Source organism: Paenibacillus sp. Y568 (assembly GCF_059445545.1).
In genome coordinates, this window is record NZ_JCAIUM010000013.1 from 119,312 (window position 1) to 145,405 (window position 26,094).

Sequence of the window (26,094 nt, forward strand, 5' to 3'; positions counted from 1 at the left end):
AAACTATACAGCTATGTTAAACAGTCGTCTCTATCGGGGGCGACTGTTTATTAATATAGATATAGGGGGCTGACTCTATTTTGATATCAAAATATAAAAGCGCTTACTTAAATACGAGCATCCATTATAAGATGATTGGCCTGATTTCATTATTAATGTTAGTCAGCTTTGCGATATACATAACCGTTTTGAAAAATGTATTTAGTATATACGATGAACAGATTTACGAGAAATCTTCTCAAGTGCTAACGATGTCTTCGGTTGGAATAGAGAGTCAGTTGAAGGAACTGGAGGAACTGTCTTTTAAAGTCGTGTCAGATGAACAAATTCAGAGCTCCTTAATGAGGTTACAACATGCGAGTACAGCCTATGAGAAATTATTACTACGCAAAAAGATAACGAATCGAATTATCGCTTTTGCAGGTTCAGAGAAATATGTGTATTCCATGATGGTTATAGACAAGGAAAAGAACGCCATGGTGGCGGGCAATCGGGAAGGGATTCCGCAAGCCTTACAGACGGATCTTATTCAATTAGCTGAAAAGAACAAGGGTTCAAACGCTTGGATGATGGGGGGAAGAGGATTCTCCTTGCTAGGTGTGCGACAAATCAAGTCATTTACAGATGCAACATTCACACTAGAGAACTTGGGTACCCTTGTATTCAGGGTTAGGATTGATAGAATTGTGGACGATCAAGTGCAAGATGCAGGAAATGGTGGCCAATTAATGATTACGGATGGTCAAGACATTCTTTACCCCGAGGAACCTCTACTTACCGGTACTGAGATATTGAATGAAATGGATCATGATACACCCTATAGTATAGATTCTTATGAGCAGGGTAGATTCTTTACGGCGAGATTCCGTTCTTCGAACACAGATTGGACATACTTCCACATCACACCCTTTCAACAAATGTTTGAAAAGATTACGTTCATCAAAAGTTTTGTTACCACGATCTTTATATTTATTTTTGTGATGGCGATCTTGTTTGGTACAAGACTTGCGCTGAGTATTACTAGACCGATTGATCGATTGATCAAAAAAATGAAAAAAATCGAAAAAGGAGATCTCGATAATCTGGAAGAAATCGCTCTAGGTTCGATCCCTTCATCACCTCAGTCAGAGGTGGGGTTACTCCATCGTACTTTCAAAATGATGATTCAACGCATTCGTGAATTAATTAACGAGAATTATACGAAGCAACTTCTCATTCGAGAGACTGAACTTAAAGCGCTCCAAGCACAGATCAATCCTCATTTTCTATATAACACGCTTGAATCGATCAATTGGTTAGCAAAAGCGAACAAACAAGATCAGATATCTACCATGGTGGAGTCCCTAGCATTTCTATTAAGGAGTTCGGTTAGTTTCAAGGAGTCACTGATCCCTCTTAGTAAGGAATTGGAAATTGTATGGAGTTATATCACAATACAGAAGACTCGATTCGAGGAGCGACTTGATTTCAGTGTTCATATTCCTGATTCACTTGAGAATGCACTTATACCTAAGTTAACGCTACAACCTATTGTGGAGAATGCTATCCATTATGCTTTGGAGCCTAATATTGAACCTTGTCGGATTCGTATTGTGGTAAAAGAACGAAATGGAGTCATTCATATTGCCATAGAAGATGATGGCCCGGGTATGGAACCTGAGTTTATCAAACGACTATTAGCAGGCAAAGTACAGACAAGGGGTGTAGGAATTGGACTCTCTAATATAGAGGAGCGAATTCGATTAACCTTTGGAAATGAGTGGGGAATCCATATCCTAAGCGAACCTAATATACAGACTTCTGTACAACTTACGATTCCCTATGTCAAAGGAGATGATCAGGATGTATAAAGTAATGCTAGTAGATGATGAACGTGTCATTCTCGAAGGGATCTCCCAAGTCGTGGATTGGGGAAGTTGTGGGAGCATGCTGATCGACACCGCTAGAAACGGGATAGAAGCCTATGAGAAAATTGAATCCAATCAGCCCGACATTGTCATCAGTGATATTTCTATGCCAGGTTTAGATGGTCTGGGTCTTGTGGAGAAGACCGCCGTGAATTTCCCAAACATCCAATTCATTATGTTGTCTGGATACAAAGATTTCGACTATGCCAGACGTGCAATGCAGTATGGTGTGAAGCATTATTTACTTAAACCTTGTAATGAGGGACAGATTCTTGGGGCCATTGCTGAATTGCTCAAAGAACGAGAACAACAGAAAGAGAATGCTGAATTTGTGAACCGTATGAAACAAGGCCTCAAAAAGGTACTTCCACATGTAAAAGAACAATTCCTGAAGGAGTTCATAACCAATAAAACATACGGGAGTAGCGATGTGGAATATTATCAAGACTTATTTGAACTCCCATTAAATAGTCAGACCGTCCGAATGATTCTATTCCGACAGGATGATTCACACGAATATGAGCATTTGTTCGCACTGAAGAATATTGCGGAGGATATTCTGGAAGGTGTTCTGCTGAGCACAACAATTGAGGGATGTCTATTAATCCTATTAACTGATCCGCCCCTTGTAGATCTCCTTATTCAGGGAATTGAGACAGTGAGATCGACATTCTTTAGATTCTATAAATTGGATGTAACGATTGCACTTAGCGATGCAGATCGTATGGTACATTCCCGCAAATTGTATCGGGAGATGCTGCAATGTATGAATCACCGATTCTATGTAGGTGAAGGTAGCTTGATCATGATGCATGATTTAGCACTACCTGATACAGAAGTTGTTCTAAATCTCCATGATATCTTAGATGAGGAGAAGTTTTGTCTGCTCGTCAAATCAGGAAATGAGCAAGAAGTATGCCATGAAATGGATAGATTATTCAGACAACTAGGTGAACAGAAATTAGAAATTGCCGTTACACGATCCTACATACTTCAGCTATATGCAGCGATGATACGGATTTGTCCCCCAGAAGAGACGAATTCTTTTACCAAAGGTATGGCCGTGCTAGCTGAAATGAATACGCTAGGTGGTCTCAAATCATTTGTATTTAAAGAAGCAAGCCAACTGACCGCAGGTTACTATAACAATTACATTCATCGTCAATCTTCTGTGGTAGATAAAATGATCGCAATTATTGAGAGCAACTATGGAAATGACGAGTTATCTTTAAATGGTGTTGCGAATGAAATATTGTACATGAATCCTGATTATCTAGGGAAAATTTTCAAAAAAGTGACAGGCAGTAATTTCTCCCATTATGTGAATCAATATCGGATCAAACGGGCATGCGAATATATACGTTTCGGCGGAGATGTAAAGGTGTTCGAACTTGCTGATAAGTTTGGATTCGCAGGGAACTCACAATATTTTAGTCAAGTGTTTAAGAAGAGTACGGGTATGACTCCTACTGAATTCAAGAGATCCTATGAATGATAATTCCGATAGGGTATAGAACTCTGTTTTTTAAACCAAGAGCTCTGTTTTGTGTATTCAATTCCAATTCCTAATTTGGGAGAATGAAATTGTAATCATGAAAGCGCTACCAACAGTGAGCGGAAGTGAATGATCATTTTTGAAAAGGGGAGAAGATGACATGAAGAAAAGAGCGACAATGTTGATGACGGTAATGATGCTTCTATTCGTAACGGCATGTGGAAACACAAACTCAAACAATGGTAATAGCGAAGTGACAGCTAGCAATACGGGTTCTAGTGGGGAAAGTACGGATACGAAGAAAAATGTAACTTTACGAATTGCTTGGTGGGGATCTGACACACGTCATGAATATACACAAAAAGTTATCGATATGTACAAAGTCAAAAATTCGAACGTAAAAATTGATTTTGAATATGCCTCTTTCGATGATTACTGGAAGAAACTCGCACCTCAAGCAGCAGCGAATCAGCTCCCAGACATTTTGCAAATGGACGTTTCTTATATTAGCCAGTATGCCAAGAATGGACAGTTAGAAGATCTCAGTCCTTACTTGAACAATCAGATTCAACTAAGTGATGTTAACGAGAATGTACTTAGCACGGGAATCATTGCGGGTAAGCAATATGGGATTCCGACAGGGGTTAATGTTCTTGGGTATCAATATGATCCGGCTCTTCTAAAGAAGGTGGGTATTGATACGATTCCAGCAGATTGGGACTGGGATAAGTACGAAGAGCTTGGGAATAAAGCGGCTGCTAGCAAGCTGTACTTTGATAGCGGCATGGCACCAGATATTTTCTTCAACTATTATCTTCGTACAAAAGGTCTAACGTTATATAATTCTGATGGTACAGCACTTGGATATGAAGATGATGCATTATTCGTAGATTATTTCGATCGTCTTGCTCGGATGGTGAAGACAGGAGCTGCACCGGATCCAGGTGTGATAAATCAATCCAAAGGAATTGTGGAAGAGTCTGATGTTGTGAAAGAAAAAGGGATTGGTATTTGGCAGTGGTCGAATCAATTCTCAGGATTACAGACCGTTGTGAACCGTCCAATGGAATTCGCACCTATGGTTGGACCCGATATGGAGAAAGGTTTGTACATGCAACCAAGTATGTACTGGGCAGTGACTTCTAACTCGAAAGCAAAGGAAGAAGCAGCGAAATTTATCGACTTCTGGATTAACGATGTGGAAGCGAACAAATTGATCAAGGGAGATCGTGGTGTACCTATCTCTAGCAAAATAAAAGATTCCTTGGCACCTGAATTGAGTGATCAAACGAAGCAAGTATTTGATTTCGTAGCGGCAATGGAACCTAAATCCTCACCGATGAGTTCTCCTCCTCCTGTAGGATCTCCTGAAATTATTGCCATGTTGACGGATTATGCAGAAAGTATCAACTTTGGACAGACGACTGCAGCAGAAGTTGCACCGAAATTTAGAGAAGCTGCAAATGCCATCCTAGCAAATAATAAGTAGAAGCAAAGCGCACCAGGATTTGAATGATCGTACCTACCCTATAGATTCTAGTTCATTCTATAGATTTACTTGAATCATTAGTCAACCATTCGGAGGGGGGGAAACACCCATCTCCGAATGACTATCTGATGGTTATGTATAAGGGGGTACAACAGATCAATAGGAGGCAGGGTATGTTGCGACGACATGGATTACTGAAATCGAATTTAACCGGATATGCATTCATTAGCCCGTTTATTATAGGTTTTCTAGCATTTACTCTTATACCAATGATTATCTCACTTTATTTATCATTCACGAGTTATAATTTGTTCTCTTCACCCCGATGGGTTGGATTTGATAATTTCGAGAAGATGTTCCTTAATGATCCTAAATATTGGAATTCAGTAAGGGTGACGATGATCTATGTGTTACTTGGGGTTCCGTTACGCCTCATATTTGCTCTGTTTGTAGCTATGATACTTAATACAAAGTCACGGATGGTAGGCGCATATAGAACGATGTATTATCTTCCTTCCATTATTGGAGGTAGCGTAGCCGTATCCATTATGTGGCGCAACATCTTCAGTAACGAGGGAATTGTGAATAGTGTTATAGGATGGTTCGGGATAAGTCCTGTACAGTGGTTCGGAAATCCTAGTGCTTCTCTGGGTATGTTGATCTCGTTATCGGTATGGCAGTTTGGATCGTCCATGCTTATCTTCCTTGCGGGTCTCAAGAATATCTCGCCAGAAATGTATGAAGCCGCTGGAGTGGATGGTGCCAAACCAATACGGAAGTTTTTCAGCATTACTCTTCCTTTGCTCAGCCCAATTGTGTTGTTCAATACGATTATGCAGACCATTAGTGCCTTCATGACATTCGTCCCTGCCTATGTTATCTCTAAGGGTGAGGGTGGTCCTATGGACGGTACGATGTTGTATTCTCTGTATTTATTCCGCCAAGCATTTATGTTCAATAATATGGGATATGCGTCAGCTATGGCCTGGATGATGCTCATCCTTATAGGAATCATGACAGGGCTCCTCTTTATGACATCTAAGTTCTGGGTATTCTACGAAACGGAAGGGGGGCGCTGATTGATATGGCATGGAGAAGAATAAAATGGCCCATTTATCATGTGATCGTTGCAGCGCTTGCCATTCTAATGCTCTATCCAGTTCTATGGATGCTCTTCAGCTCTTTCAAAGAAAGTCGGACCATATTCATGACGGCAGATTCACTGTTTCCCGAGACATGGATCTGGAGTAATTATGCAGTGGGATGGAAAGGGACGATTTATCCTTTTAGTAAATACTTGATGAATACAACAGTCATTGTTGTGATCGCAACGATCGGAGCTGTACTATCTTCATCTTTAATTGCATTCGGATTCGCTAGACTTCGATTCGTTGGACAGAAATTCTGGTTCTCATTAATGATGGTTACGTTAATGCTTCCACATGATGTCGTGCTTGTACCCCAGTATGTCATCTTTACGAAATTGGGTTGGATTAATACCATTCTACCGCTTGTTGTGCCTTCATTCTTCGGAATGCCATTCTTTATTTTCTTGATGGTTCAATTCATCAGAACGATTCCAGGGGAACTGGATGACGCCGCATCTATTGATGGGTGTGGTAAGTTTCGGTTGTACTTACAGATTATTATGCCACTCTTGAAATCTTCATTAGCAACAGCCGCAATCTTCTCATTCTACTGGCGCTGGGAGGACTTACTTGGACCGGTACTTTATCTTAATTCTCCAGAGAAATATACGGTCTCCATGGCCCTTAAAATGTTCCTTGATAGCGAGTCAGCATCGAACTGGGGTGCGATGTTTGCCATGTCGATTGTCAGTCTAATTCCAGTTATCGCTGTATTCTTTGTTTTCCAGAAACAAATTGTAGAGGGTATGACTAGTAGTGGATTAAAAGGATAGGAGGGAGTGTGTCGTAGCTATAAGTATGAATACAGAATGGGCATTTGACTTCGGACCTGGGATGCCTGCAAAGGGATTTATTGGGGTATCACCAGATCTACGTTATGAGGATGAGTTAGGTTATGGGTTCGAAGGAAACGGACAAGTATATGGACGGAATCGTTTGCATAGATTGAATGAGGATACAGCCGATTCTACTTCGGCGGATGGACATCTACGACAGAGTTTTTGTATCCCCATAGCCATGAACTTTGTTGTGAAATTATCTAATGGCACATACCTAGTTACGATTGAAGTTGGAGACGATCTAGCGGATACATTAACGATAGTCAAAGCGGGAGAGAACATGGCCGTGCTACCTCCCATTTCAACTTTCCAGGGACAGTTCAAGAAGATGATGTTCTCTGTTCTTGTGCGAGATGGGAAACTAGTGATTCGATTCACGGGCGCAGCACCTCGTATAAATGTCTTACACATTTCTCCAGCAGCAGGCACACTTACCCTGTTTATAGCAGGTGATTCTACTGTAACGGATCAACCTGCAGGTGGTTATCCATATGCGGGTTGGGGCCAGATGCTTCCGAGGTTGTTCATGCATGATGTGCTTGTAGATAACCATGCGTTATCCGGACGAAGTTCTCGGAGTTTCATAGAGGAAGGAAGGCTAGACAGGATCATGGAGAAAATGCTACCAGGGGACTTCCTCTTCATTCAATTCGGTCACAACGATGAGAAGAGCGATTCTGCTCGTGGAACGAAGCCATTCAGCACATATAAACAATATTTGAAGATCTATATTGAAGCTACAAAGAATAAGCAGGCTTATCCTGTATTGGTTACGCCAGTTCACAGACGTTACTTTAATAGTGATGGTACCTTATCAGATACGCATGGCGACTATATTACAGCAATGAGAGAACTAGCTGTTGAAGAGGATGTACCGTTGATTGATCTAGCAGCAGAAAGTAAGATTCTGTTCGAGAATGCAGGGATAGAAGGAAGTAAGGAATACTTCATGTGGTCTTACCCAGGTGAATATTTGAACCATCCTGGGGGAGTAGAGGATAACACACATTTTCAAGAATGTGGAGCATTCCGACTAGCCGAACGAGTAGCAGAAGGTATTTGCTCGTTAGACATACAACCTCTTCGAATGTATTTGAGATAAGTGAATGGGAAGGGAATGAGGGAATAAGATGCCAGCATTAGTGTTTGATGAACAAGAGATTCTCAAGATAATAGACCGGGTAGTGGATCGCACATTTAATATGGACTTTCATTGGGATTGGCCAGGTGGTGTGGCTTTCTACGGTATTTGTGAAGCTTATCATGCTACAGGTAAGGGTGAATATTTAGAACGGCTAAAGGCATGGGCCGATGAGAATATGGCGGATGGTTTACCGAAACTATCGGTGAATGGCGTATCCGTAGGACACTCCTTGTTATCCTTGTATGAAGCAACGCAAGAGAAGAAATATTTAGATATTGCAATTGAAATGGCCGAGTTCCTTACGCATCAAGCGGAACGGTTCGGAGAAGGAGTTTTCCAACATACTGTCAATTCTGACCATGATATTTTTCCTGAACAAGCTTGGGTAGATACGATGTTTATGGCGGGATATTATTTACTGCGAATCGGATATTTAACAGGGAACAGGGACTATATTGAAGATGGATTGAAGCAATATCATGGACATGAGAAATATCTTCAGGATCCAAATACGAATCTTTATTATCATGGATGGGATCATGTGAACCAGAATCATATGTCTGGTATGTACTGGGCTCGGGGAAATTCATGGGCAGCACTGACGATGTCAAAAGCACTGAAGTTAGTCGAAGTAACGCATCCTTCATACATGATGATTGATGGATCGCTCCGTGATCAGTTGAGCACTTTGGTTAGGTTACAATCTCCTGAGGGATTATGGCATACCCTTCTGCAAGATGAGTCTTCTTATCTTGAAGTTTCAGGCTCTGCGGGGATTGCTACAGCTATTCTTATGCGAGGACGCTTATATAATAAGTATACACAGAAAGCTATAGAGGGGATTCTAGCACATATTAAGGAAGATGGCACAGTGATGGAGGTATCGGCAGGTACGGCAGTGATGAATGATATTCAAGGATATCGCGATGTCCCATATAACCGAATCCAAGGCTGGGGTCAGGGGTTAACGTTAGCTTTTCTAGCGGAACTCTTGCGCACGAAAGAAACTGTGTACGGATAAGAATGGAGGAGCGTCGATGAATGAATCAAGTGGTGTACATCTCCAAGGACGAGGACATACGTACTGGGTTATTCCCGATGGCTATATTCCTCAGGTGAGTCAAGGTGAACTAGAGAGTCATGAAAGTATATGTGTGTTGAATTGTGGAACACAGCAGGCGGAGCTTAACATCACTATTTTCTTCGAGGATCGTGAACCGTTAGAGAATATTGTTGAATCCGTCGATGGACGGAGAACGAAGCATATTCGAACAGCATCATTACGTATGGATGGACAGTATATTCCCAAAGCGGTTCCTTATGCAATTACGGTAGAGAGTAATGTTCCTGTCATTGTTCAATATAGCCGATTAGATTCAACGCAAGCAGCATTAGCTCTGATGAGTGTTATGGCATACCCTGTTATATAACTAGATAATAGATTGGCTCGCCCAAGGTCGAAATATAATCTAATCCATAATAAAAATCCGACTCTGATGGTAGAGTCGGATTTTTATTATGTTCTATGTTATGAATGGATATTTAGAGACTCATTTCTCGAAGTGATTGATCTGCAGCTTCAAGTGTTTGATCTATATCTTCATCCGTATGAGCCGTTGTAAGGAACCATGCTTCATATTTAGAAGGTGCTAGGTTGATCCCATAATTCAACATATGGCGGAAGAATGATGCAAAGACTTCGCCATCCGTGTCTTGGGCTTCATCATAATTGGTTACAGGATGATCGCAGAAATGAGTAGAGAATGATCCACGAATCTGGTTAATCGTTAGTGGAATGCCATGACGATCTGCAGAAGCTTGAAGGCCATGAGTAAGCTTCACGGCTAATCGGTTCATCTCTTCATAGACACCTTCACCTTGTAGTACTTCCAAACAAGCGATACCGGAAAGAATGGAAGCAGGGTTGCCTGCCATCGTGCCAGCTTGATATGCAGGTCCAAGTGGGGCAACCTGTTCCATGACATGCTTTCTACCCCCGTAGGCACCAATAGGTAGCCCACCTCCTATGATTTTACCTAGAGCTGTTAAGTCAGGGGTGATAGCTTCATGATTGTGTAAACCATCAAAAGTCTGAGTTGATCCGTAGTGGAAACGGAAGGCAGTAATGACTTCGTCATAGATGACAAGTGATCCATTATCATGAGTCATTTGGCAGAGACCTTCTAGGAAACCATCTTGAGGCATAACCATTCCGAAATTACCAACAATGGGTTCGACCATAACGGCTGCAACATCATCGCCCCAGCGTTCAAGTGCAGCTCTCAGTCCTTCAAGGTCATTAAAAGGGACTGTAATCACTTCTTGAGCGATACTAGCTGGAATCCCAGCACTATCTGGAATGCCTAGCGTAGAAGGACCTGAGCCAGCAGCGACAAGGACTAAGTCCGAATGGCCGTGATAGCAGCCAGCAAATTTAATGATTTTATTACGTTTCGTATAAGCACGTGCTACACGGATCGTAGTCATGACAGCTTCCGTACCCGAATTAACAAATCGAACTTTATCCATGGAAGGAATAGCTTCCTTCAACATCATGGCTAACTGAATTTCCCACTCTGTAGGAGCGCCATAAAGAGTACCGTTCTCAGCTGCCTTTGTTATAGCTGCTGTAATATGAGGATGTGCATGTCCAGTGATGATAGGACCATATGCTGCAAGATAATCAATATACTTATTATCATCAACATCCCAGAAATGAGCCCCTTTGGCTCGCTTCATAAAGACAGGTGCCCCGCCGCCTACAGCTTTGAATGAGCGGGAGGGACTGTTAACACCACCAACGATATGTTGTATTGCCTTTTGGTATAAATGTTCGGATTGAGTACGTTTCATCTTGTATTTAAACTTCCTTTCGCTAATGGGTAAGGAGCAGGAGTTCGCCCAAATAACTTGGCTACTTCTGCTCCTTACAGGTGAGGTCTTACTCTCACGATTATTTATTCTGTAGTAGCTTCAACTTGATCCTCAGTAGTCTGAGTTCCAGGTTCACTTTGAGGTGCTTTAAACAAGTCCTGGATATACTGATGTAGTTCATCTAAGTCTTTCACTGTTATAACGGATGATCCACCAATATTCTCCTCTGCAAGAAGATTCATAGGAGGAATCTGCTCGCTACCTGACATAGAACTTTGATATCCAATATTGGCAAGCTTCCACATGTCGTTTGTAGAGAGGTTAGTATCAACGAATTCACTAACGCTTTCTAGAATAGAAGGAAGCTTCATAATAGAGGTTGTAGACTTCATCTTATCTGTAATGGCCTTTAAGAAATCTCTTTGCCTTTCGGTACGTGTGAAGTCAGACAGAGCATCATGTCGGAAACGGACATATTGCAAGGCTTTATCACCATCGAGATGCTGTTGTCCCTCTTTAAGATCAATATCGTATTCATGCTTGTCTGCTTTACTGCTATACTTCATGTCCTTCTCAACGTAGAAATCGACACCACCTATGGCATCAACTAGTTTAATGAATCCTTGAAAGTCTGTATACACATAATATTGAACAGGGATTCCTAATAGATCACTAATGGCCTTCATAGCTGTATTGGGACCATGTGTAATAGCTGTATTAATGCGGTCTTTCCGGAATTCAGGAATGCTGACATAGGTATCTCTAAGGATAGAAAAGAGATGGATCTTCTTCTGTACAGGATCTAATGTGACGACCATCATACTGTCAGATCGAGGAATATCTCCCTTGCTTAACCCACGACCATCCACACCCATAATCACAATACTAACAGGCTCAGTTCCTTCCCATTTAGGAGGCTCGGGGACCGCTACTTCAACCTGTTGTAGATGACTAAAAGGAGACGAATTTCCTTCTTTCTGTAATCCTTCTACACCTTTATAAAAGGATGTGACATAATATACGATATAACCAATCGCTGCAAGTAAGAGTATAGCAAGAACCCACCAAATGGTTCTTTTTGTCTTTCTTGTCATTCAAGCTTCTTCCTTTCACAATTCCGGAAATAGGTGCATTTTTCGACACTGAAAGAGTAGGATTTATTTTATTATAATTTTTTTTGCAATGACAATCAATTTAATAAGTAGATTAATGACGTATAAAGGAGAATGGTAATCATGGATACACAATTAGAAATAGGACAACATGCACCAGAATTCACACTGATGGCTTCTAATGGACAAGAGGTATCCTTAAGTGATTATCAAGGCCGTAAGGTTGTACTATATTTTTATCCGAAGAATATGACCCCGGGTTGCACACAGGAAGCGTGTAGTTTCCGAGATGCGAATGCTGAGATAGAAGCACAGGGTGCTGTTATTCTAGGTATTAGTCCAGACGAGTTGAAATCACATGCTAAGTTTATTGAACGTAATGATCTTCCATTTCTTCTATTATCGGATACTGATCACGTCGTAAGTGAAAAGTATGGTGTCTGGCAACTCAAGAAAATGTATGGAAGAGAGTATCTAGGTATAGTTAGATCTACATTTCTTATTGATGAAGAGGGAATACTTGTGAAGGAATGGCGCAAGATAAAAGTAGCAGGACACACAGAAGAAGTATTGAAGACATTATAATGAGTAGGAAATTAGCTACTATGAAGATATGACGGTTCAACTATTGACATGCACTTTTAAAAAAAAGATCAAAGAGCCAACATCTTTAGAAATATAAGATGTTGGCTCTTTGATTATTCGTTTCTTATACTGGAGAACACACCACATCATCAACAATCCCATAGACTTTGGCTTCTTCGGCGGATAAGAAATAGTCTCTTTCCATGTCATTCCTTATCTTTTCTAAAGATTGACCCGTTTTCTCAGCATATAAGGAATTTAGTTGATCCTTAATCTTCAGAATTCGACGTGCAGATATTTCAATATCTGTGGCTTGACCTTGCGCACCACCCAAAGGTTGATGAATCATGATTTCACTGTGCGGTAGTGCAAGTCGTTTCCCTTTTTGGCCCGCTAACAGGAGTAATGATGCAGCGGAAGCAGCAAGTCCTGTACATATGGTTCTGACTTCCGGTTTGATAAATTGCATAGTGTCGTATACCGCAAAGGCAGCTGTAACGGAACCTCCGGGACTATTAATATAGAGAGAAATATCTTTGTCCGGATCATCTGCTGCTAGAAAGAGTAGCTGTGCAACAATGTTGTTAGCCGTCGAATCATTAATTTCTGATCCTAGAAATACAATGCGATCCTTCAACAAACGGGAGTAAATATCATAAGATCTCTCACCTTGAGAGGTCTGTTCAACAACATAAGGAATAATACTCATTTTTGTGTCCTCCTTAAAGTTTTGCGAAGCAAAACTGACTTCGAAAGCCTGGGCTTAAGTTTTGCGAAGCAAAACTCACTTCGAAGCACCCATTATACGGCCATTTGAGAGAGTGATGAACGATGCAGCATCATGCTGAGTGATGAACTTGATTTTTTGTATGCATGTTTTTGGATTGTTGTTTTACTAACGACAATGATGAGCTCTTCTAGAATGGAAGTGTTCTCATCTCTAATCGCTTGTACGAGCCTATCCTTGAACCAATCTTGACGAATGTTGATCCAATGGGGAATCAAGTCTCCTGAATAGTCTTGAGACTTCTGACGAGCTCGATATAGAAGGGCTTTGACTGCTGTTTCCTGGATCTGTAGTTTATTAGCTATCTCAGTCAATGAATACAAGAAGCTCTCCTTCATTACGAATGATAATAGCTGCTTGGGAGTTAATCTCCCCATTAACTGTTCCAACGCTTCTAGAAGATCTTCGGACTGCTTATCCTCATAGCCACATTCATCTTGAATTCCAAGTTGTAACTTAGACTTTTTACGCATTTCGTCAATCCAGTAATTACGTGCAATGGTACGCATTAAGGGTATAGGGACATTGTGTTCGCGATTCGGCTTGTAGAAAGATAAAGTTCTAGCGATAGTCTCTTGTGTCACATCGTCAGCGTCCCAACGATTATGAGTAAGGGAGAGGCAGTATTTTTGCAATATCGTATATAGCTCTTCATGTGTTCCTCTTTGTTCCAATTGGGTTTTCGTGTCATTGTGGATTAACATGTTAATCATTCCTTTCAGGCCTATAGTTATATAACGTATGAGAAGGGCATAAAGATACGCCCCTAATTTTCTTGAAAAAAAGAACCTTACATTTATGATGTAGGTTCCTTATGTATATCTTACTTTCATGAAGGTCGTTTCATTCTGTCTTTTCTTGGTTTTATAAGTTTGCCGAAATGGATCCTTTTACGGAACCGATAGAGAGTGAACATTAGGAGGATTATAACGATACCCGCCACGATCCATAGTAAATACATTTCTGCTAAGTGGAATACCACTTGCCATTGGGGTCCGAATATTTTACCGAGACTTAAGAAGAGGATGACCCATAATAGTGCTCCGCTATAAGCATACAAGGCAAATTTACGGAAGGGGAGAGCGTTGATACCTGAGAAATAACCTGTGAAATGTCTTACACCCGGAATAAAGTAACCGATAAAGACAAGGCTCTGCCCGTATTTACCGAACCATCTTCGAGTCTTTGAAAGCTTACGTGGAGATAGGAGGATCCATTTGCCAAATCGGTTAAGGAAGGGGAGTCCGGCCTTTAGTCCAATGAAATAGGTAATGGTCATACCGATCGTTGTACCAAGGAAACCCATGATGATCAGCCATCCAAAATGTAGTGATCCTAGATAGGAAAGATAACCAGCATAGGCCATGGTAGTTTCTCCAGGAAAGGGAAGCGCAATGAACTCTAACATTAGACCTATAAATAATACTAGATATCCGTATTCCTCGAACAGAAGCTGAATCCAACGCAGTACTTCCATGATATTCACTCTCCAAAATATGAACTATCGTAATTCTATCCTAAAAAAACAATTTAAACTCTAGTCTTTTTTCATAAACCTCACCATATAATCTATCAGAAAAGTTGAATTCATAGAAACGGTGGAGGTAATGTTTATGATTAAATCATTTTTTATCGGTAACAAACCAAGATATGTATTCGTGCTTATGACGTTGTTATTAGCTGTGTTGATCATTTCTCTACAGCATCAGAAGCATCAAGTTCATAACCAAGTGGTGCCTACAACGGCTAATTCAATCTATTCGATATCGTCTCATTCTAAAGAAATCATAGCACCCACGCAAGATACAAATCTTTTAAACTATCAAGCGGCGAGTTCACCTACTATAGAGTTGCTGTCATCCAGTTCAACCAAGTCTCAGACCACTACTACACTTCCTGAGAAAACCGTGTACCTTACCTTTGACGATGGACCAAGTAAACTAACGGGGACTGTGCTCGATATATTAAAAGAGTCCAAGATCCAGGCTACATTCTTCGTATTAGGTGAGCAAGTACAACGTTATCCAGAACTCATAACTAGAGCTATTGAAGAGGGACACGTTCTAGGCAATCATACTTTTAATCACAATTATGAAGAACTATATAAAGGATTCTCTCCATTTTGGAGTCAGATCAAACAGACAGAGGAAGCTATTCGTCTTATTACGGGATCACGTACATCCTTGGTTAGGGCTCCAGGAGGAACGGCTGGACATTTTGATGATACCTATTTCACGCTATTGAAGCAAGGTGGATATCAGGTGATTGATTGGAATGTAGATAGTGGAGACTCGAAGCGACGTGGTGTTCCAGCCCGAGAAATTATCGAAGGGGCCACAAAGGACATACATAGTAATCAAGTTGTCGTGTTGATGCATGATGGTACTGGACATGAACAGACCGTTAAGGCACTTCCCAAGATCATTTCTTACTATAAAAATAAAGGCTACCAATTCGAAGTACTAACTCCTGAATTAGAGTCTGTCCAATTCAACGTGACGAAGAGCGCTCGAGCCTTGAATCGCCAACAACCTAGCTCCGAGTGGATTACAGCAAATGTCGTGCCTAACGCTGCTCTGTTTGCTTCAGGTAATCGACTAGTCATGGATATAGGTAGAATGGCGACAGATCTCAAACCTGGAGAGTTCCGAATCTCTGATGGGCGAATTATGGTTCCGCTTCGCGCAACGATGGAGAAAATAGGCATTCATGTGAAGTGGGATCCGAACAACAAACTAGCTGTCATGAATATGAAGGCGAATTCACTTCAGATCAACGCAGCCACAGGAGAGTGGACGAGCAGTAATAAGGACAGCAATTTACAGCATTTGTCCAGATCTGTTCAGATGAATGGAGATACCCTATGGGTTCCACTGCGTGACATACTTAAAGAAACTGGACATGATCTGATTTCCGTCAGCCTGAACGAAGAAGAATGGCGTATCAGAACAAGTTAAGCATGGTTTGCTAGTCATTAATGATGGCATTCTATGAAAATAACATATTGGAGGTCTAGTTCTCTTCTTTCATGGAAATAATAGTTGATAGATTTAACGTAATCAATCCATGCGAAGAAGAGAGGTAATCATATTGTCTACTTCATCTATGAATCACAAAGAGTTCGCGCCAGAACTGCTAGATAGAATGGTATCAAGAGTCGGGACTGTTATGGTCGGCAAAGAGTCCGAAATTCGTCTTGTAATCATCTCTATGCTAAGTGGTGGGCATGTCCTACTTGAGGATGTACCGGGTGTGGGTAAAACCATGTTAGTTCGAGCTATTGCGGCTTGTATGGGAGGGACGTTTGGCCGTATTCAATTTACATACGATCTTATGCCCTCGGATATTACAGGGATATCCATATACCATTCACATCATGGACATTTCGAATTCAGACCGGGTCCTATCTTATCCAATGTAGTCTTGGCTGACGAGATCAATCGTGCTTCCCCACGAACACAATCGGCTCTTCTAGAAGCGATGGAGGAGAAGAAGGTCACCGTCGATGGCACAACATACCCACTACCACGACCATTTCTTCTATTCGCTACTCAGAATCCACTTCAATTCGAGGGTACTTATCGGTTGCCCGAAGCTCAGCTTGATCGTTTTCTTATCCGTATAAGTCTAGGTTACCCAAGTCCGGAGCAAGAGGTGGATTTGTTGTCTCGTATGCAGATTAGTCATCCTTTGGAACGGGTTAAGCCAGTGATCATGGTAGAGGATATGATAGCTATGCAAAGAGATGTAAAGAATGTCTTTGTAGATGATTCCATCAAACAATTGCTTGTTTCTGTCGCCGATGCATCACGACACCATGCTAGATTACAGCTTGGGATCAGTCCACGGGGCACCTTAGCTTGGATGATAGCTTCTCAAGCTGCGGCCTATATGAATGGTAGAATGTACGTCACACCGGATGATGTTAAAGAAACGGCAATTGCTGTTCTTTCCCATCGTATTGTTGTTCATCCACATAGCCTAATGGAAGGCGTCATAGGTGAGGAAATTGTGCTAGAACTGATGTCTAGAACAAGCATACCTCTGTATCGAAGCCGGAAAGGAAGCAGATCATGAGGGACAGAATTCGTGAATGGGTAATTGCTGTTATAGGGTTTGGTGCACTCATTGCATTGTATGAATGGCACGGTGGAACCTCGATATGGTTCCTAATTATTCTTACCGGGATTTTTATGCTGGGAGGTCTTATCTTACAATGCATGGGTGCTCAACATATAGAGATCAAACGCACAGTGAATCCGATGCGACTTATTGCGGGTAAGACAGCTGAAGTTGAGGTCCACATCCAATTCAAGTCTATTCTTCCTCTCCCTTGGATGAGTATCACAGATTATTTCACAGAAGGGAGTCACAGTAAGCTGTGGTTTCCGGGATGGCGAAGATCTTACACCTATAAATATTGTTTACAGAACCTGCCTCGGGGGAAAATAACCTTTCAAGTCTGCCATGTAGAATGGGGTGGACTGTTTCGCTTTTTCAAGAACAGTTATTTACTACCTTGTGAAGAGGATATCTTAGTATTCCCTATACCAGCAGCCATATCTATAACACAAGGGTGGACAAGTCAGGATATCAGAGAAAGAGAACAAGTGACACATCAACAGTCTGCAGGTGTCTGGGGCTTAGATGTTCGTGATTATAATATGGGGGATCCACTCAGCAGAGTTCATTGGAAAAGCTCAGCTCGACGAGGGCGATTACAGACTCGACTTTATGAGGCGGTTGAGGATCAAGCGGTATGTATTATTTTAGACCATTGTCCAGACACCTATAAGATAGCTACATCTGGGGTAACAGCCGACAAGGACGTTGTACGGGAAGGCTTTGAAGGGGCTGTATCCACCGCAGCGGGGTTATTTATCAGTGCATTAGAAGAAGGTACTCAAGTCGAATTAATAAGTGGTGATATGACCGAGCGTCCGCAGCCTGTGTTTCCAACTTACGACACCACACTCGCCGTCATCGAACCAAATGGTAAGAAAAATATGTCCATGGTAATGGGTGAGAACACGGATCATTTACTTCCTGGAACTCAAGTGTACGTCATTACTGGGGGGTTACATCATAAACTTATCGGAGCCGTATCTAAACTACACCATAAAGGATTAAAGATAGATATATACTCTATTGTCTCATATGCTTCGGCGTCCCATTCTAAACAGAATGTTGTAAATACGGAACAAGCTAAGCAAGAAGAGATTGCGGATTCACTCGGACGCATAGGAGTTAGAGTGCATAGTTTGGAAGTTGCTTCTTTAGATATAAGAAATGATATAGATCGAGTTCCAGTTAAGGGGGTGAATAACCATGACAGCATCCTTACAGAACGAAAAAATAGCTATATATAAATCCGTTTCCCAGGATATAAATAGACCTATCCCCCAATCCAGAAAGGGAGATAGTCTGATATATCGCTATATATTATCTTTGCCAATCATGGGGTTATTTGTAGAATGGCTATATCCTCTCTCTAATGGGTCCTTAAGTGCTTCACTAATTGATGTATTGTATGTTCTGACGGCACTCTTGTTATTCGTCGGGGTACTTCACTTAAAGATGTGGGTATCGATTCCCTTACATCTGATAATAACATTAGGCGCATGGGTATTCTTATTTGGAAAAGGAAGAGAGATAGAGTGGCTCATTTCTTATGTGCAGACGCTACAGTATGACGTTAGTGTACTCGTGCAGGAGTGGAGCCTATCGGCCATGGGTTCAGAGACTCGCACGCTGATTCTAATGCTGGGCTGGAGCCTGCTTGTGGCAACGGTACAATCGCTAGCCCTTTATCGAGAGAGTATCGGGCTCTTTACAGTGGCCACTATAATCTATTTACTTTGCTTAGAGACACTACTCGGATTAGAAGTATATCAAGATATAGTTCGTACGGCACTCTTGATCATAATTCTTCATGGGGGTATCACTTTATCAAGATTGATTGAGAGATCTACCTCTTCTGATGGGATAAGCAAACGTCACTATAATCTATGGTTTGTCATGGTTTGTGTGATGGCGATAGTCGTTGTAGGGTCGGCTTGGGTAGGGGGGAGAGTAATCTCTGCTAAGCCAGCACAGCAGTTCAGTGTTGAATCAACAGTAGAGAAGTTGAAAGATTGGTCGGGAGTCGAGTCTCATAAGCAGAATTCAAACTTAGCTACTACGGGTTATGGTACAGGAGATGAGGACTTAGGGGCTCCGCTTCAACTCGATAGTAAGATTGTTTTTACAGCGGAATCACCTATTCCGTCTTATTGGCGTGGAGAGACCTTTGGGTATTATGATGGTCGGCGGTGGGCAGAGCCTCAAGCATATTTCCAAGCGGTTACTATGGAAGGGAATCTGCAGAATGATTCTATAATAAAAAAGGATGATGGTCAGAGTTCTGTCATTCAGACCATAAGTTTTGTAGACCCGATGAGTGATGAGTTTCCTCTATTTAGTGGAGGAGATATTAATAACGTTATGCGTATTACCACAGTGAACCAAAAAAAGATGGTTTACCTGTTACAAGATGAGATTGCAGATACGATAAAATATCCAGCAACCTCAAGTTCAAGTCCCGTAAAGGATTATCAAATTAACGTAAGAAATCCTTCTCTAAACAAGCAACTAATGCGTGCGAATTCAAGCGGTGATCCTGAGGTGATTACGAAACGGTATTTACAGTTGCCGGAACAACTGCCGCAACGTGTGAAAGAATTGGGTGTCCAATTAATAACAAAAACAACGAATAGGTATGATGCGGTGCAGGCAGTGGAGCGTTTTTTGCAAAACAATTATAAATACTCTCTTCGCACAAGCGTACCACCAGCCAATCAGGATTTCGTGGATAACTTTTTATTCGAGACCAAGATAGGATACTGTAACCATTTCGCTACGTCTATGGTTGTTCTTCTTCGAACACAAGGAATTCCATCTCGTTTAGTGAAAGGGTATGCACCTGGGACTCTGAAGGTTGACAGTAATACAACTTATGTTGTCAAATCAAGTGATGCACACGCTTGGGTAGAGGTGTACTTTCCGAATATAGGATGGATTCCCTTTGACCCAACACCAGGTTTTTCTACAAATCTCCAAGAGAGTTCAGAAGTTATGGCTATACCTAAGCAGGATGGAGAAATAAAGGACACTTTATCAGGGTTAATAAGACATCGATTGGATCAGATCGTGACAATGGCTGTGAATGTTAGAATAGCCGTTGTAGAAGCGGGGTATTTTATTCCCATATTGATTATTGTGTTGATACTATTAGGGGCTATGCTTTTGAGCATTTGGAGAAGTCGTAGGCACCTTCATCTATGGAGATTGCGTTACATCACTCGAAGTGCTTTTCCTCAAAAAGAGCAGTTGTTACAGGCCGCTATTGTTATTTGGGACGAGGTTGGACGTCGATTTGGTCCAATTCCTAACGGGATTACAGTAAGAGAATATGTTCATACACTTAAGATTACAGATGAGAATTTGCGTGATGAATTAATTCAATTTGTTCAACAATGGGAAAGTATCGCATACAATGAAGCCGCGCTAAATCGTGTCCATAGCATATCCTTTTTACACCGATGTGCACTGCTAGCCCATTCACTGTCATAAATGACCATGTTCTTAGTTTCTTGACGGTATGAATTATCGTTGCGTATAATTAGTTTTAATAATTAAGGGAGGCACGAATAACCTAATGAATAAACCTAATGAAATAATCGTAGTCCTTGACTTTGGAGGTCAATATAATCAATTGATCGCACGACGCATCCGTGATCTGGGTGTATATAGTGAATTGTTACCATACAACACACCTGCTGAGAAAATTCGAGAACTTTCCCCTAAAGGTATTGTGTTCTCTGGTGGACCATCTAGTGTCTATGCAGAGAATGCGCCACATGTCGATCCTGCTGTCTATGATCTGAACATTCCAATCCTAGGGATTTGCTACGGGATGCAACTTATGGCACACCAACTGAACGGAAAAGTAGAACGCTCTTCTAAACGTGAATACGGTAAGGCTGATTTGCAGTTTGAGAACCAGACAGTTCTTCTTACAGGGTTGGAGTTAAACCAGACTGTATGGATGAGTCATGGAGACCACGTTGTGGAGCTTCCAGTTGGATTTGTTCTAGATGCAGGTACTGAATCTGCACCAATTGCTGCAATGAGTAACGTTGAGAAACAACTTTACGCAGTACAGTTCCATCCAGAAGTTCAACACTCTGTAAAAGGTAACGAAATGATTCGTAACTTCTTGTACGAAGTGTGCCAATGTGATGGCAAATGGACGATGGAATCCTTTGTAGAAGATAAAGTACGTGAGATTCGTGAACTTGTTGGAACAGATAATGTATTGTGCGCACTTAGTGGTGGCGTAGATTCATCTGTTGTTGCAAGATTGATTCATAGAGCTATTGGTGATCAGTTAACTTGTATGTTCATTGATCATGGATTGTTACGCAAGGGTGAAGCTGAGAGTGTTATGGAGACATTCGTCGGTAAATTTGACATGAAGGTTGTCAAAATTGATGCTCGCGAACGTTTCATGTCCAAGCTCAAAGGCGTGGATGATCCTGAACAGAAACGTAAAATTATCGGAAATGAATTTATTTATGTCTTTGAAGAAGAATCTGGTCAGTTTGATGATTTCAAATACTTGGCTCAAGGTACTCTTTATACAGACATCGTAGAGAGCGGAACTGCGACAGCACAAACGATCAAATCCCATCATAATGTGGGTGGACTTCCTGAAGATATGAAGTTTAAGTTAATTGAACCTTTAAATACACTATTTAAAGATGAAGTACGCAAGGTAGGAGAAGAATGTGGTCTTCCTACTGAAATTGTATGGCGTCAACCTTTCCCAGGACCAGGTCTTGCCATTCGTGTATTGGGAGAAGTAACAGAAGACAAGCTTACCATTGTACGTGATTCCGATTATATTCTACGTGAGGAAATTGCCAAAGCAGGATTAGATCGTGAAATTTGGCAGTACTTTACGGCGCTACCTAACATGAAGAGTGTAGGCGTAATGGGCGATGCTCGTACTTATTCCTATACGGTAGGTATTCGTGCGGTTACATCCATCGATGGTATGACAGCCGATTGGGCTCGCATTCCATGGGATGTACTTGAGAAAATTTCAGTACGTATCGTTAATGAAGTAGATAATGTTAACCGCATTGTGTATGACATTACTTCTAAGCCACCAGCTACGATTGAGTGGGAGTAAATATTAGATACTTTACGCTTTAGAATACTCTAGAAGCCTTAATATAAGGGTTTATATAGTATTCGTAAGTTAACCATCTCATTCACCTGCAACAATTGAATGCAAAAAAAATACTCTCTTTTATCTGCGTTGTTTAGCAGATAGAAGGGAGTATTTTTTATGACAAAAATAAATGAACTAATCGAGGATTTTAGGCTAATCAATGGTTGATCCATACAATAAATTCAGTTGTCTACAGTCAAAATATATGTACCAAATTATTATGACATTGTATAATTCAGATCAGTACTTTGGGTTTACTAGTACTAAATAACATACATTGGTGGTTGAGATGAGTTCAATTATGGTTGAGCCAGGAAAGTCAATTGGAAAGTTGACAATCGGTATGGATAAGTCGACTGCCGAAAGAATTGTACACGAAGACGATCAACTCTCTTTTTGGCTTGATTTTGATATAGACAATAAAGTTGAACGTATTCTGATCGCCTCAAGTATTAGGGACGTTATACGAGTTGAGTATATGGATATTGATTTATTCAATACAAAAGCAAAAGATTTAATAGAAACATTAGATCAGATAAGTCCTTATGATAGAACTGATGACGATGGCTATAGTTACGACTTTCCTGAAATTGGATTAACATTCCGAAGATCAGTAAAACGTACTGAAGAAGACCTACAAGAAGATTGGTTTAAAGAAATGAGTATTGAAAATCAAGAAGATGATATGCGATATCTTTATTTCGAAGCAGTGGGTGTATTTAAAATAAAATAGTATAAGTAAAAGGACACTATGATTATTACTCCATAGTGTCCTTTTATTTATTACGTTCAGGAAATTTGTGTCACTAAACATTTGTTTTGGTGTGTCATTATCTAACTCACACTACACATTTGAGAGCGAATATACATAAGATCCTGCTGCGTACTGCTGATTGCCTTCTTTCCGTCAATTTTATTTACTCTGACTATAAATAGTGACAAAAGGAACAAAAGTTCAATCATAACGAAGAGTAACCTGTGAAGGGGTATACTCTTCTTTTTTGTGAAAAATAAAGGCTAGAAGTTAAATGTTTCATTGATCTCTACACAATTAATGTAATCAAATTAATAATTTATCCATTGTATGGGAATAATGATAATCATAAAACACCCAGAATGACTGTATTCACGAACAATAACGAAATTATATCTAATAATGTTCGCGTTTGTCATTGACAGACAGATTGTTTCGACATAAAATGATAAAGCACAATATGATATATATATTTTTCGTATAATTCTGAGGATCGGCTCGGAAGTTTCTACGAGGTCACCATAATGACCTGGCTACGATTATAAAAGAAACCCACGTTTACAATAGCCTTATGGCTGTCGATATACGGGCTACTATCTTTTTATTCTGGCTGGAGTCACTATGACTTCAGCTTTTTGTTGCTGTTAAACATATTTGAGGGGGAAGTATTGTAATGAATCGGTTAAATCGGTTTTTTAAATTAAAACAGAATGGCACCACAGTGAGAACAGAGATAATGGCTGGGTTGACTACGTTTATGGCGATGGCCTATATCTTGTCAATCAATCCGAACACGTTGACCGCTTTTGGTCAAATAGATATGGGTTGGTATTCTGTATTCTTAGCAACTGCATTAGCGGCCGGTATTTTCACAATTGCAATGGGGTTGTTTATTAATTTTCCGGTTGCTCTAGCTCCTGGTATGGGATTGAATGCTTATTTCGCTTCTGTTGTATTGTCTTCTGCAACTACGGATCATCCTTTTACTTGGCAAATGGGATTAACAGCCGTATTCATTTCTGGATTAATCTTCATTCTGTTGACGATTACTCATATCCGTCAGATGTTGCTTGATGCTATTCCAGATAGTCTGAAACATGCCATTACAGTCGGAATCGGATTGTTTATCACCGTTCTAGGGTTGAAGAATAGTGGATTGATGGCAATCGGTGTCGAAGCAGGCGCTGATATTCCAGCACATACTTATACAGATGTACTTTCATTTGAAACAGTGATTCATTTAGGTAGCCTTTTAGATACGAATGTTCAATTAGCTCTTGTTGGTATTATTTTAATCGCGATCTTGATGGTACTGAATGTGAAAGGTGCGATTCTGTTCGGTATCCTTGGTACAACCGTTGTGGCTATGCTTATGGGGGTAGTTGACTTTAACACATTATCAAGTCCTGATAATCATTGGGTTCCTGATTTCACTCAATTGAACTTTATGACCTTCGATTGGGAAGGTATTATGCATACAGGTCTTGTATCAGCTATTGTAACGTTTACCTTTGTAGAGTTGTTCGATACCTTCGGTACATTAGTAGGTACTGCTACACGTGCTGGTATTATGAAAGATCCAGTTGAAGGTAAAAAGCGTGTAGGTAAAGCAATGTTTGTAGATGCTGTTGCTGTAACAGGTGGTGCAATGCTTGGTACTTCAACAACAACGGCTTTTGTTGAAAGTTCTGCTGGAGTAGCTGAAGGTGGACGTACGGGTCTTACTGCTGTTACAACTGGCGTATGTTTCTTGTTAGCATTGTTCCTTGCTCCGATAGTCGCTTTGATCCCAGGATCAGCTACTGCGGCTGCGCTCATCATTGTTGGTGTACTTATGGTTCAATCGATTAAAGAAATTGAATTTCAGGATATGGTTGTTGCCATTCCAGCCTTCTTGATTATTGTAATGATGCCGTTCACCTATAATATTGCTAATGGGATCTCGTTCGGGATTGTAGCTTATGTTATTCTTGCTACTGTCGGTAATCTTAAGGAGAAGAAGAAATATAACGTTCACTGGTTGATGTGGGTGTTGGCGGTTCTGATCATCTTGCGCTATGTGTTCCTTGGAAGCGAAGGTTAATACAACTTGGCGAAATGTGACTATTATATGTAGCATGACCTTAGGGTCATGCTTTTTTTATGCGAAAATGAATAGTGTAGAATCTCCCAATATGGACTTTCTACAAATGTTAAAGTAACATGCATAAGTTTGTTCAAATCCGGGGAATCTATTTTGTAGAGATATATTAATAAAAAAGCTTGCTATTCATTTCTGTCCGTGATATATTATTAGTCCGGCCAATAAATAACACATTTTATTGAATCGGCAAGCCAAACTCGAATGATTCTTAAACGAAAATAAAGCTTGCATAAACGAACCGGACGTGTTATGATATATAAGTTGTCGCCGAGAACAACTGGTAACAACAAAACAAATAAATTGGTCTTTGAAAACTGAACAACGAGTGAGTAGATTTCACGAAAGTGAAGTCAAAACAAATGAGAAATCATTTGATAGAGAAAGTAATTTCTCGTCAGTTTGTTTTAAATGAGCATAATCGCTCTTTCTAAATTGATTCCAAATCACTGCAAAGCTGATTTGAAATCAATATAATTTGGAGAGTTTGATCCTGGCTCAGGACGAACGCTGGCGGCGTGCCTAATACATGCAAGTCGAGCG

20 protein-coding genes, 1 rRNA gene, 1 pseudogene and 1 riboswitch are annotated in these 26,094 nt (G+C 40.7%); of the genes and pseudogenes, 17 read left to right on the forward strand and 5 right to left on the reverse strand.

Going from position 1 to position 26,094, the window contains the following annotated elements; genetic code table 11:
* Positions 1-131: 131 nt before the first annotated feature.
* The 8 genes from AC1D7X_RS18225 to AC1D7X_RS18260 all read left to right on the forward strand — a co-directional run bounded on the left by AC1D7X_RS18225 (position 132) and on the right by AC1D7X_RS18260 (position 9,452).
* Positions 132-1,850: a cache domain-containing sensor histidine kinase gene (locus AC1D7X_RS18225; RefSeq protein ID WP_495475857.1), complete on the forward strand. Its 1,719-nt coding sequence runs from the start codon at positions 132-134 to the stop codon at positions 1,848-1,850.
* On the forward strand, positions 1,843-3,402 hold the full coding sequence (locus AC1D7X_RS18230; RefSeq protein ID WP_495458082.1) for a response regulator transcription factor: 1,560 nt from the start codon (positions 1,843-1,845) through the stop codon (positions 3,400-3,402). Before AC1D7X_RS18225 ends, AC1D7X_RS18230 begins: the two co-directional genes overlap by 8 nt.
* Before the next feature lie 160 nt (positions 3,403-3,562).
* A complete protein-coding gene (locus AC1D7X_RS18235; RefSeq protein ID WP_495458081.1) occupies positions 3,563-4,891 on the forward strand; it encodes an ABC transporter substrate-binding protein in 1,329 nt (442 codons plus the stop codon).
* 173 nt (positions 4,892-5,064) lie between these two features.
* Positions 5,065-5,970, forward strand: coding sequence for a carbohydrate ABC transporter permease (locus tag AC1D7X_RS18240; RefSeq protein WP_495458080.1), 906 nt, complete (start codon positions 5,065-5,067; stop codon positions 5,968-5,970).
* Positions 5,971-5,975: 5 nt separating this feature from the next.
* On the forward strand, positions 5,976-6,812 hold the full coding sequence (locus AC1D7X_RS18245) for a carbohydrate ABC transporter permease (RefSeq protein ID WP_495458079.1): 837 nt from the start codon (positions 5,976-5,978) through the stop codon (positions 6,810-6,812).
* Positions 6,813-6,837: 25 nt separating this feature from the next.
* Positions 6,838-7,980: a rhamnogalacturonan acetylesterase gene (locus AC1D7X_RS18250; RefSeq protein WP_495475846.1), complete on the forward strand. Its 1,143-nt coding sequence runs from the start codon at positions 6,838-6,840 to the stop codon at positions 7,978-7,980.
* Between the two features lie 28 nt (positions 7,981-8,008).
* On the forward strand, positions 8,009-9,043 hold the full coding sequence (locus tag AC1D7X_RS18255; RefSeq protein ID WP_495475847.1) for a glycoside hydrolase family 88/105 protein: 1,035 nt from the start codon (positions 8,009-8,011) through the stop codon (positions 9,041-9,043).
* A gap of 16 nt (positions 9,044-9,059) precedes the next feature.
* Entirely contained in the window at positions 9,060-9,452 is a 393-nt protein-coding gene (locus AC1D7X_RS18260; RefSeq protein WP_495475848.1) for a sensory rhodopsin transducer, read from the forward strand.
* Positions 9,453-9,564: 112 nt separating this feature from the next.
* Here the strand turns inward: AC1D7X_RS18260 and AC1D7X_RS18265 are convergent, their stop codons facing one another.
* Both AC1D7X_RS18265 and AC1D7X_RS18270 read right to left on the reverse strand, forming a co-directional pair.
* The gene (locus tag AC1D7X_RS18265; protein ID WP_495475849.1) at positions 9,565-10,875 is read right to left on the reverse strand and encodes a glutamate-1-semialdehyde 2,1-aminomutase; all 1,311 of its coding nucleotides are present in this window, start codon (positions 10,873-10,875) and stop codon (positions 9,565-9,567) included.
* Positions 10,876-10,979: 104 nt separating this feature from the next.
* On the reverse strand, positions 10,980-11,990 hold the full coding sequence (locus tag AC1D7X_RS18270; RefSeq protein WP_495458074.1) for an LCP family protein: 1,011 nt from the start codon (positions 11,988-11,990) through the stop codon (positions 10,980-10,982).
* Between the two features lie 141 nt (positions 11,991-12,131).
* Here AC1D7X_RS18270 and bcp point away from each other — a divergent pair, with 141 nt between their 5' ends.
* Positions 12,132-12,593, forward strand: a complete 462-nt coding sequence (gene bcp, locus AC1D7X_RS18275; protein ID WP_495458073.1) for a thioredoxin-dependent thiol peroxidase — start codon at positions 12,132-12,134, stop codon at positions 12,591-12,593.
* Between the two features lie 124 nt (positions 12,594-12,717).
* Here bcp and clpP read toward each other — a convergent pair.
* The 3 genes and pseudogenes from clpP to AC1D7X_RS18290 form a co-directional block, all read right to left on the reverse strand.
* Positions 12,718-13,314 (reverse strand): annotated as a pseudogene (clpP, locus tag AC1D7X_RS18280) (ATP-dependent Clp endopeptidase proteolytic subunit ClpP); the annotation flags it as partial.
* Positions 13,315-13,394: 80 nt separating this feature from the next.
* Positions 13,395-14,084 carry a sigma-70 family RNA polymerase sigma factor gene (locus tag AC1D7X_RS18285; RefSeq protein WP_495475850.1) on the reverse strand — a complete coding sequence of 230 codons (690 nt, stop codon included), beginning with the start codon at positions 14,082-14,084 and terminating at the stop codon, positions 13,395-13,397.
* 125 nt (positions 14,085-14,209) lie between these two features.
* Positions 14,210-14,857 carry a DedA family protein gene (locus AC1D7X_RS18290; protein ID WP_495458071.1) on the reverse strand — a complete coding sequence of 216 codons (648 nt, stop codon included), beginning with the start codon at positions 14,855-14,857 and terminating at the stop codon, positions 14,210-14,212.
* A 136-nt stretch (positions 14,858-14,993) separates the two neighbouring features.
* Here AC1D7X_RS18290 and AC1D7X_RS18295 point away from each other — a divergent pair, with 136 nt between their 5' ends.
* From AC1D7X_RS18295 to AC1D7X_RS18330, 8 genes are all read left to right on the forward strand, one after another.
* Positions 14,994-16,337 carry a polysaccharide deacetylase family protein gene (locus tag AC1D7X_RS18295; RefSeq protein ID WP_495475851.1) on the forward strand — a complete coding sequence of 448 codons (1,344 nt, stop codon included), beginning with the start codon at positions 14,994-14,996 and terminating at the stop codon, positions 16,335-16,337.
* A 148-nt stretch (positions 16,338-16,485) separates the two neighbouring features.
* A complete protein-coding gene (locus AC1D7X_RS18300) occupies positions 16,486-17,457 on the forward strand; it encodes an AAA family ATPase (protein WP_495475858.1) in 972 nt (323 codons plus the stop codon).
* Positions 17,454-18,749 (forward strand): DUF58 domain-containing protein, encoded by a 1,296-nt coding sequence (locus AC1D7X_RS18305; RefSeq protein WP_495475852.1) that lies wholly within the window; start codon positions 17,454-17,456, stop codon positions 18,747-18,749. The genes AC1D7X_RS18300 and AC1D7X_RS18305 overlap by 4 nt, the downstream gene beginning before the upstream one ends.
* Entirely contained in the window at positions 18,709-20,991 is a 2,283-nt protein-coding gene (locus AC1D7X_RS18310) for a transglutaminase-like domain-containing protein (protein WP_495475853.1), read from the forward strand. Before AC1D7X_RS18305 ends, AC1D7X_RS18310 begins: the two co-directional genes overlap by 41 nt.
* An 85-nt stretch (positions 20,992-21,076) precedes the next feature.
* The gene (gene guaA / locus AC1D7X_RS18315; protein WP_495458066.1) at positions 21,077-22,615 is read left to right on the forward strand and encodes a glutamine-hydrolyzing GMP synthase; all 1,539 of its coding nucleotides are present in this window, start codon (positions 21,077-21,079) and stop codon (positions 22,613-22,615) included.
* A 331-nt stretch (positions 22,616-22,946) separates the two neighbouring features.
* Positions 22,947-23,390, forward strand: coding sequence for a hypothetical protein (locus AC1D7X_RS18320; RefSeq protein WP_495475854.1), 444 nt, complete (start codon positions 22,947-22,949; stop codon positions 23,388-23,390).
* Between the two features lie 477 nt (positions 23,391-23,867).
* A riboswitch (purine riboswitch) is annotated at positions 23,868-23,967 on the forward strand.
* A 117-nt stretch (positions 23,968-24,084) separates the two neighbouring features.
* On the forward strand, positions 24,085-25,494 hold the full coding sequence (locus tag AC1D7X_RS18325; protein ID WP_495475855.1) for an NCS2 family permease: 1,410 nt from the start codon (positions 24,085-24,087) through the stop codon (positions 25,492-25,494).
* A gap of 532 nt (positions 25,495-26,026) precedes the next feature.
* Positions 26,027-26,094, forward strand: a 16S ribosomal RNA gene (locus AC1D7X_RS18330); the annotation flags it as partial.

Excerpts from the sequence above, each read along its gene's own strand:
- AC1D7X_RS18225 (WP_495475857.1), top strand. The coding sequence starts at position 132 with ATGATTGGCCTGATTTCATTATTAATGTTAGTCAGCTTTGCGATATAC.
- AC1D7X_RS18230 (WP_495458082.1), top strand. The coding sequence starts at position 1,843 with ATGTATAAAGTAATGCTAGTAGATGATGAACGTGTCATTCTCGAAGGG.
- AC1D7X_RS18235 (WP_495458081.1), top strand. The coding sequence starts at position 3,563 with ATGAAGAAAAGAGCGACAATGTTGATGACGGTAATGATGCTTCTATTC.
- AC1D7X_RS18240 (WP_495458080.1), top strand. The coding sequence starts at position 5,065 with ATGTTGCGACGACATGGATTACTGAAATCGAATTTAACCGGATATGCA.
- AC1D7X_RS18245 (WP_495458079.1), top strand. The coding sequence starts at position 5,976 with ATGGCATGGAGAAGAATAAAATGGCCCATTTATCATGTGATCGTTGCA.
- AC1D7X_RS18250 (WP_495475846.1), top strand. The coding sequence starts at position 6,838 with ATGAATACAGAATGGGCATTTGACTTCGGACCTGGGATGCCTGCAAAG.
- AC1D7X_RS18255 (WP_495475847.1), top strand. The coding sequence starts at position 8,009 with ATGCCAGCATTAGTGTTTGATGAACAAGAGATTCTCAAGATAATAGAC.
- AC1D7X_RS18260 (WP_495475848.1), top strand. The coding sequence starts at position 9,060 with ATGAATGAATCAAGTGGTGTACATCTCCAAGGACGAGGACATACGTAC.
- AC1D7X_RS18265 (WP_495475849.1), bottom strand. The coding sequence starts at position 10,875 with ATGAAACGTACTCAATCCGAACATTTATACCAAAAGGCAATACAACAT.
- AC1D7X_RS18270 (WP_495458074.1), bottom strand. The coding sequence starts at position 11,990 with ATGACAAGAAAGACAAAAAGAACCATTTGGTGGGTTCTTGCTATACTC.
- bcp (WP_495458073.1), top strand. The coding sequence starts at position 12,132 with ATGGATACACAATTAGAAATAGGACAACATGCACCAGAATTCACACTG.
- AC1D7X_RS18285 (WP_495475850.1), bottom strand. The coding sequence starts at position 14,084 with ATGTTAATCCACAATGACACGAAAACCCAATTGGAACAAAGAGGAACA.
- AC1D7X_RS18290 (WP_495458071.1), bottom strand. The coding sequence starts at position 14,857 with ATGGAAGTACTGCGTTGGATTCAGCTTCTGTTCGAGGAATACGGATAT.
- AC1D7X_RS18295 (WP_495475851.1), top strand. The coding sequence starts at position 14,994 with ATGATTAAATCATTTTTTATCGGTAACAAACCAAGATATGTATTCGTG.
- AC1D7X_RS18300 (WP_495475858.1), top strand. The coding sequence starts at position 16,486 with ATGAATCACAAAGAGTTCGCGCCAGAACTGCTAGATAGAATGGTATCA.
- AC1D7X_RS18305 (WP_495475852.1), top strand. The coding sequence starts at position 17,454 with ATGAGGGACAGAATTCGTGAATGGGTAATTGCTGTTATAGGGTTTGGT.
- AC1D7X_RS18310 (WP_495475853.1), top strand. The coding sequence starts at position 18,709 with ATGACAGCATCCTTACAGAACGAAAAAATAGCTATATATAAATCCGTT.
- guaA (WP_495458066.1), top strand. The coding sequence starts at position 21,077 with ATGAATAAACCTAATGAAATAATCGTAGTCCTTGACTTTGGAGGTCAA.
- AC1D7X_RS18320 (WP_495475854.1), top strand. The coding sequence starts at position 22,947 with ATGAGTTCAATTATGGTTGAGCCAGGAAAGTCAATTGGAAAGTTGACA.
- AC1D7X_RS18325 (WP_495475855.1), top strand. The coding sequence starts at position 24,085 with ATGAATCGGTTAAATCGGTTTTTTAAATTAAAACAGAATGGCACCACA.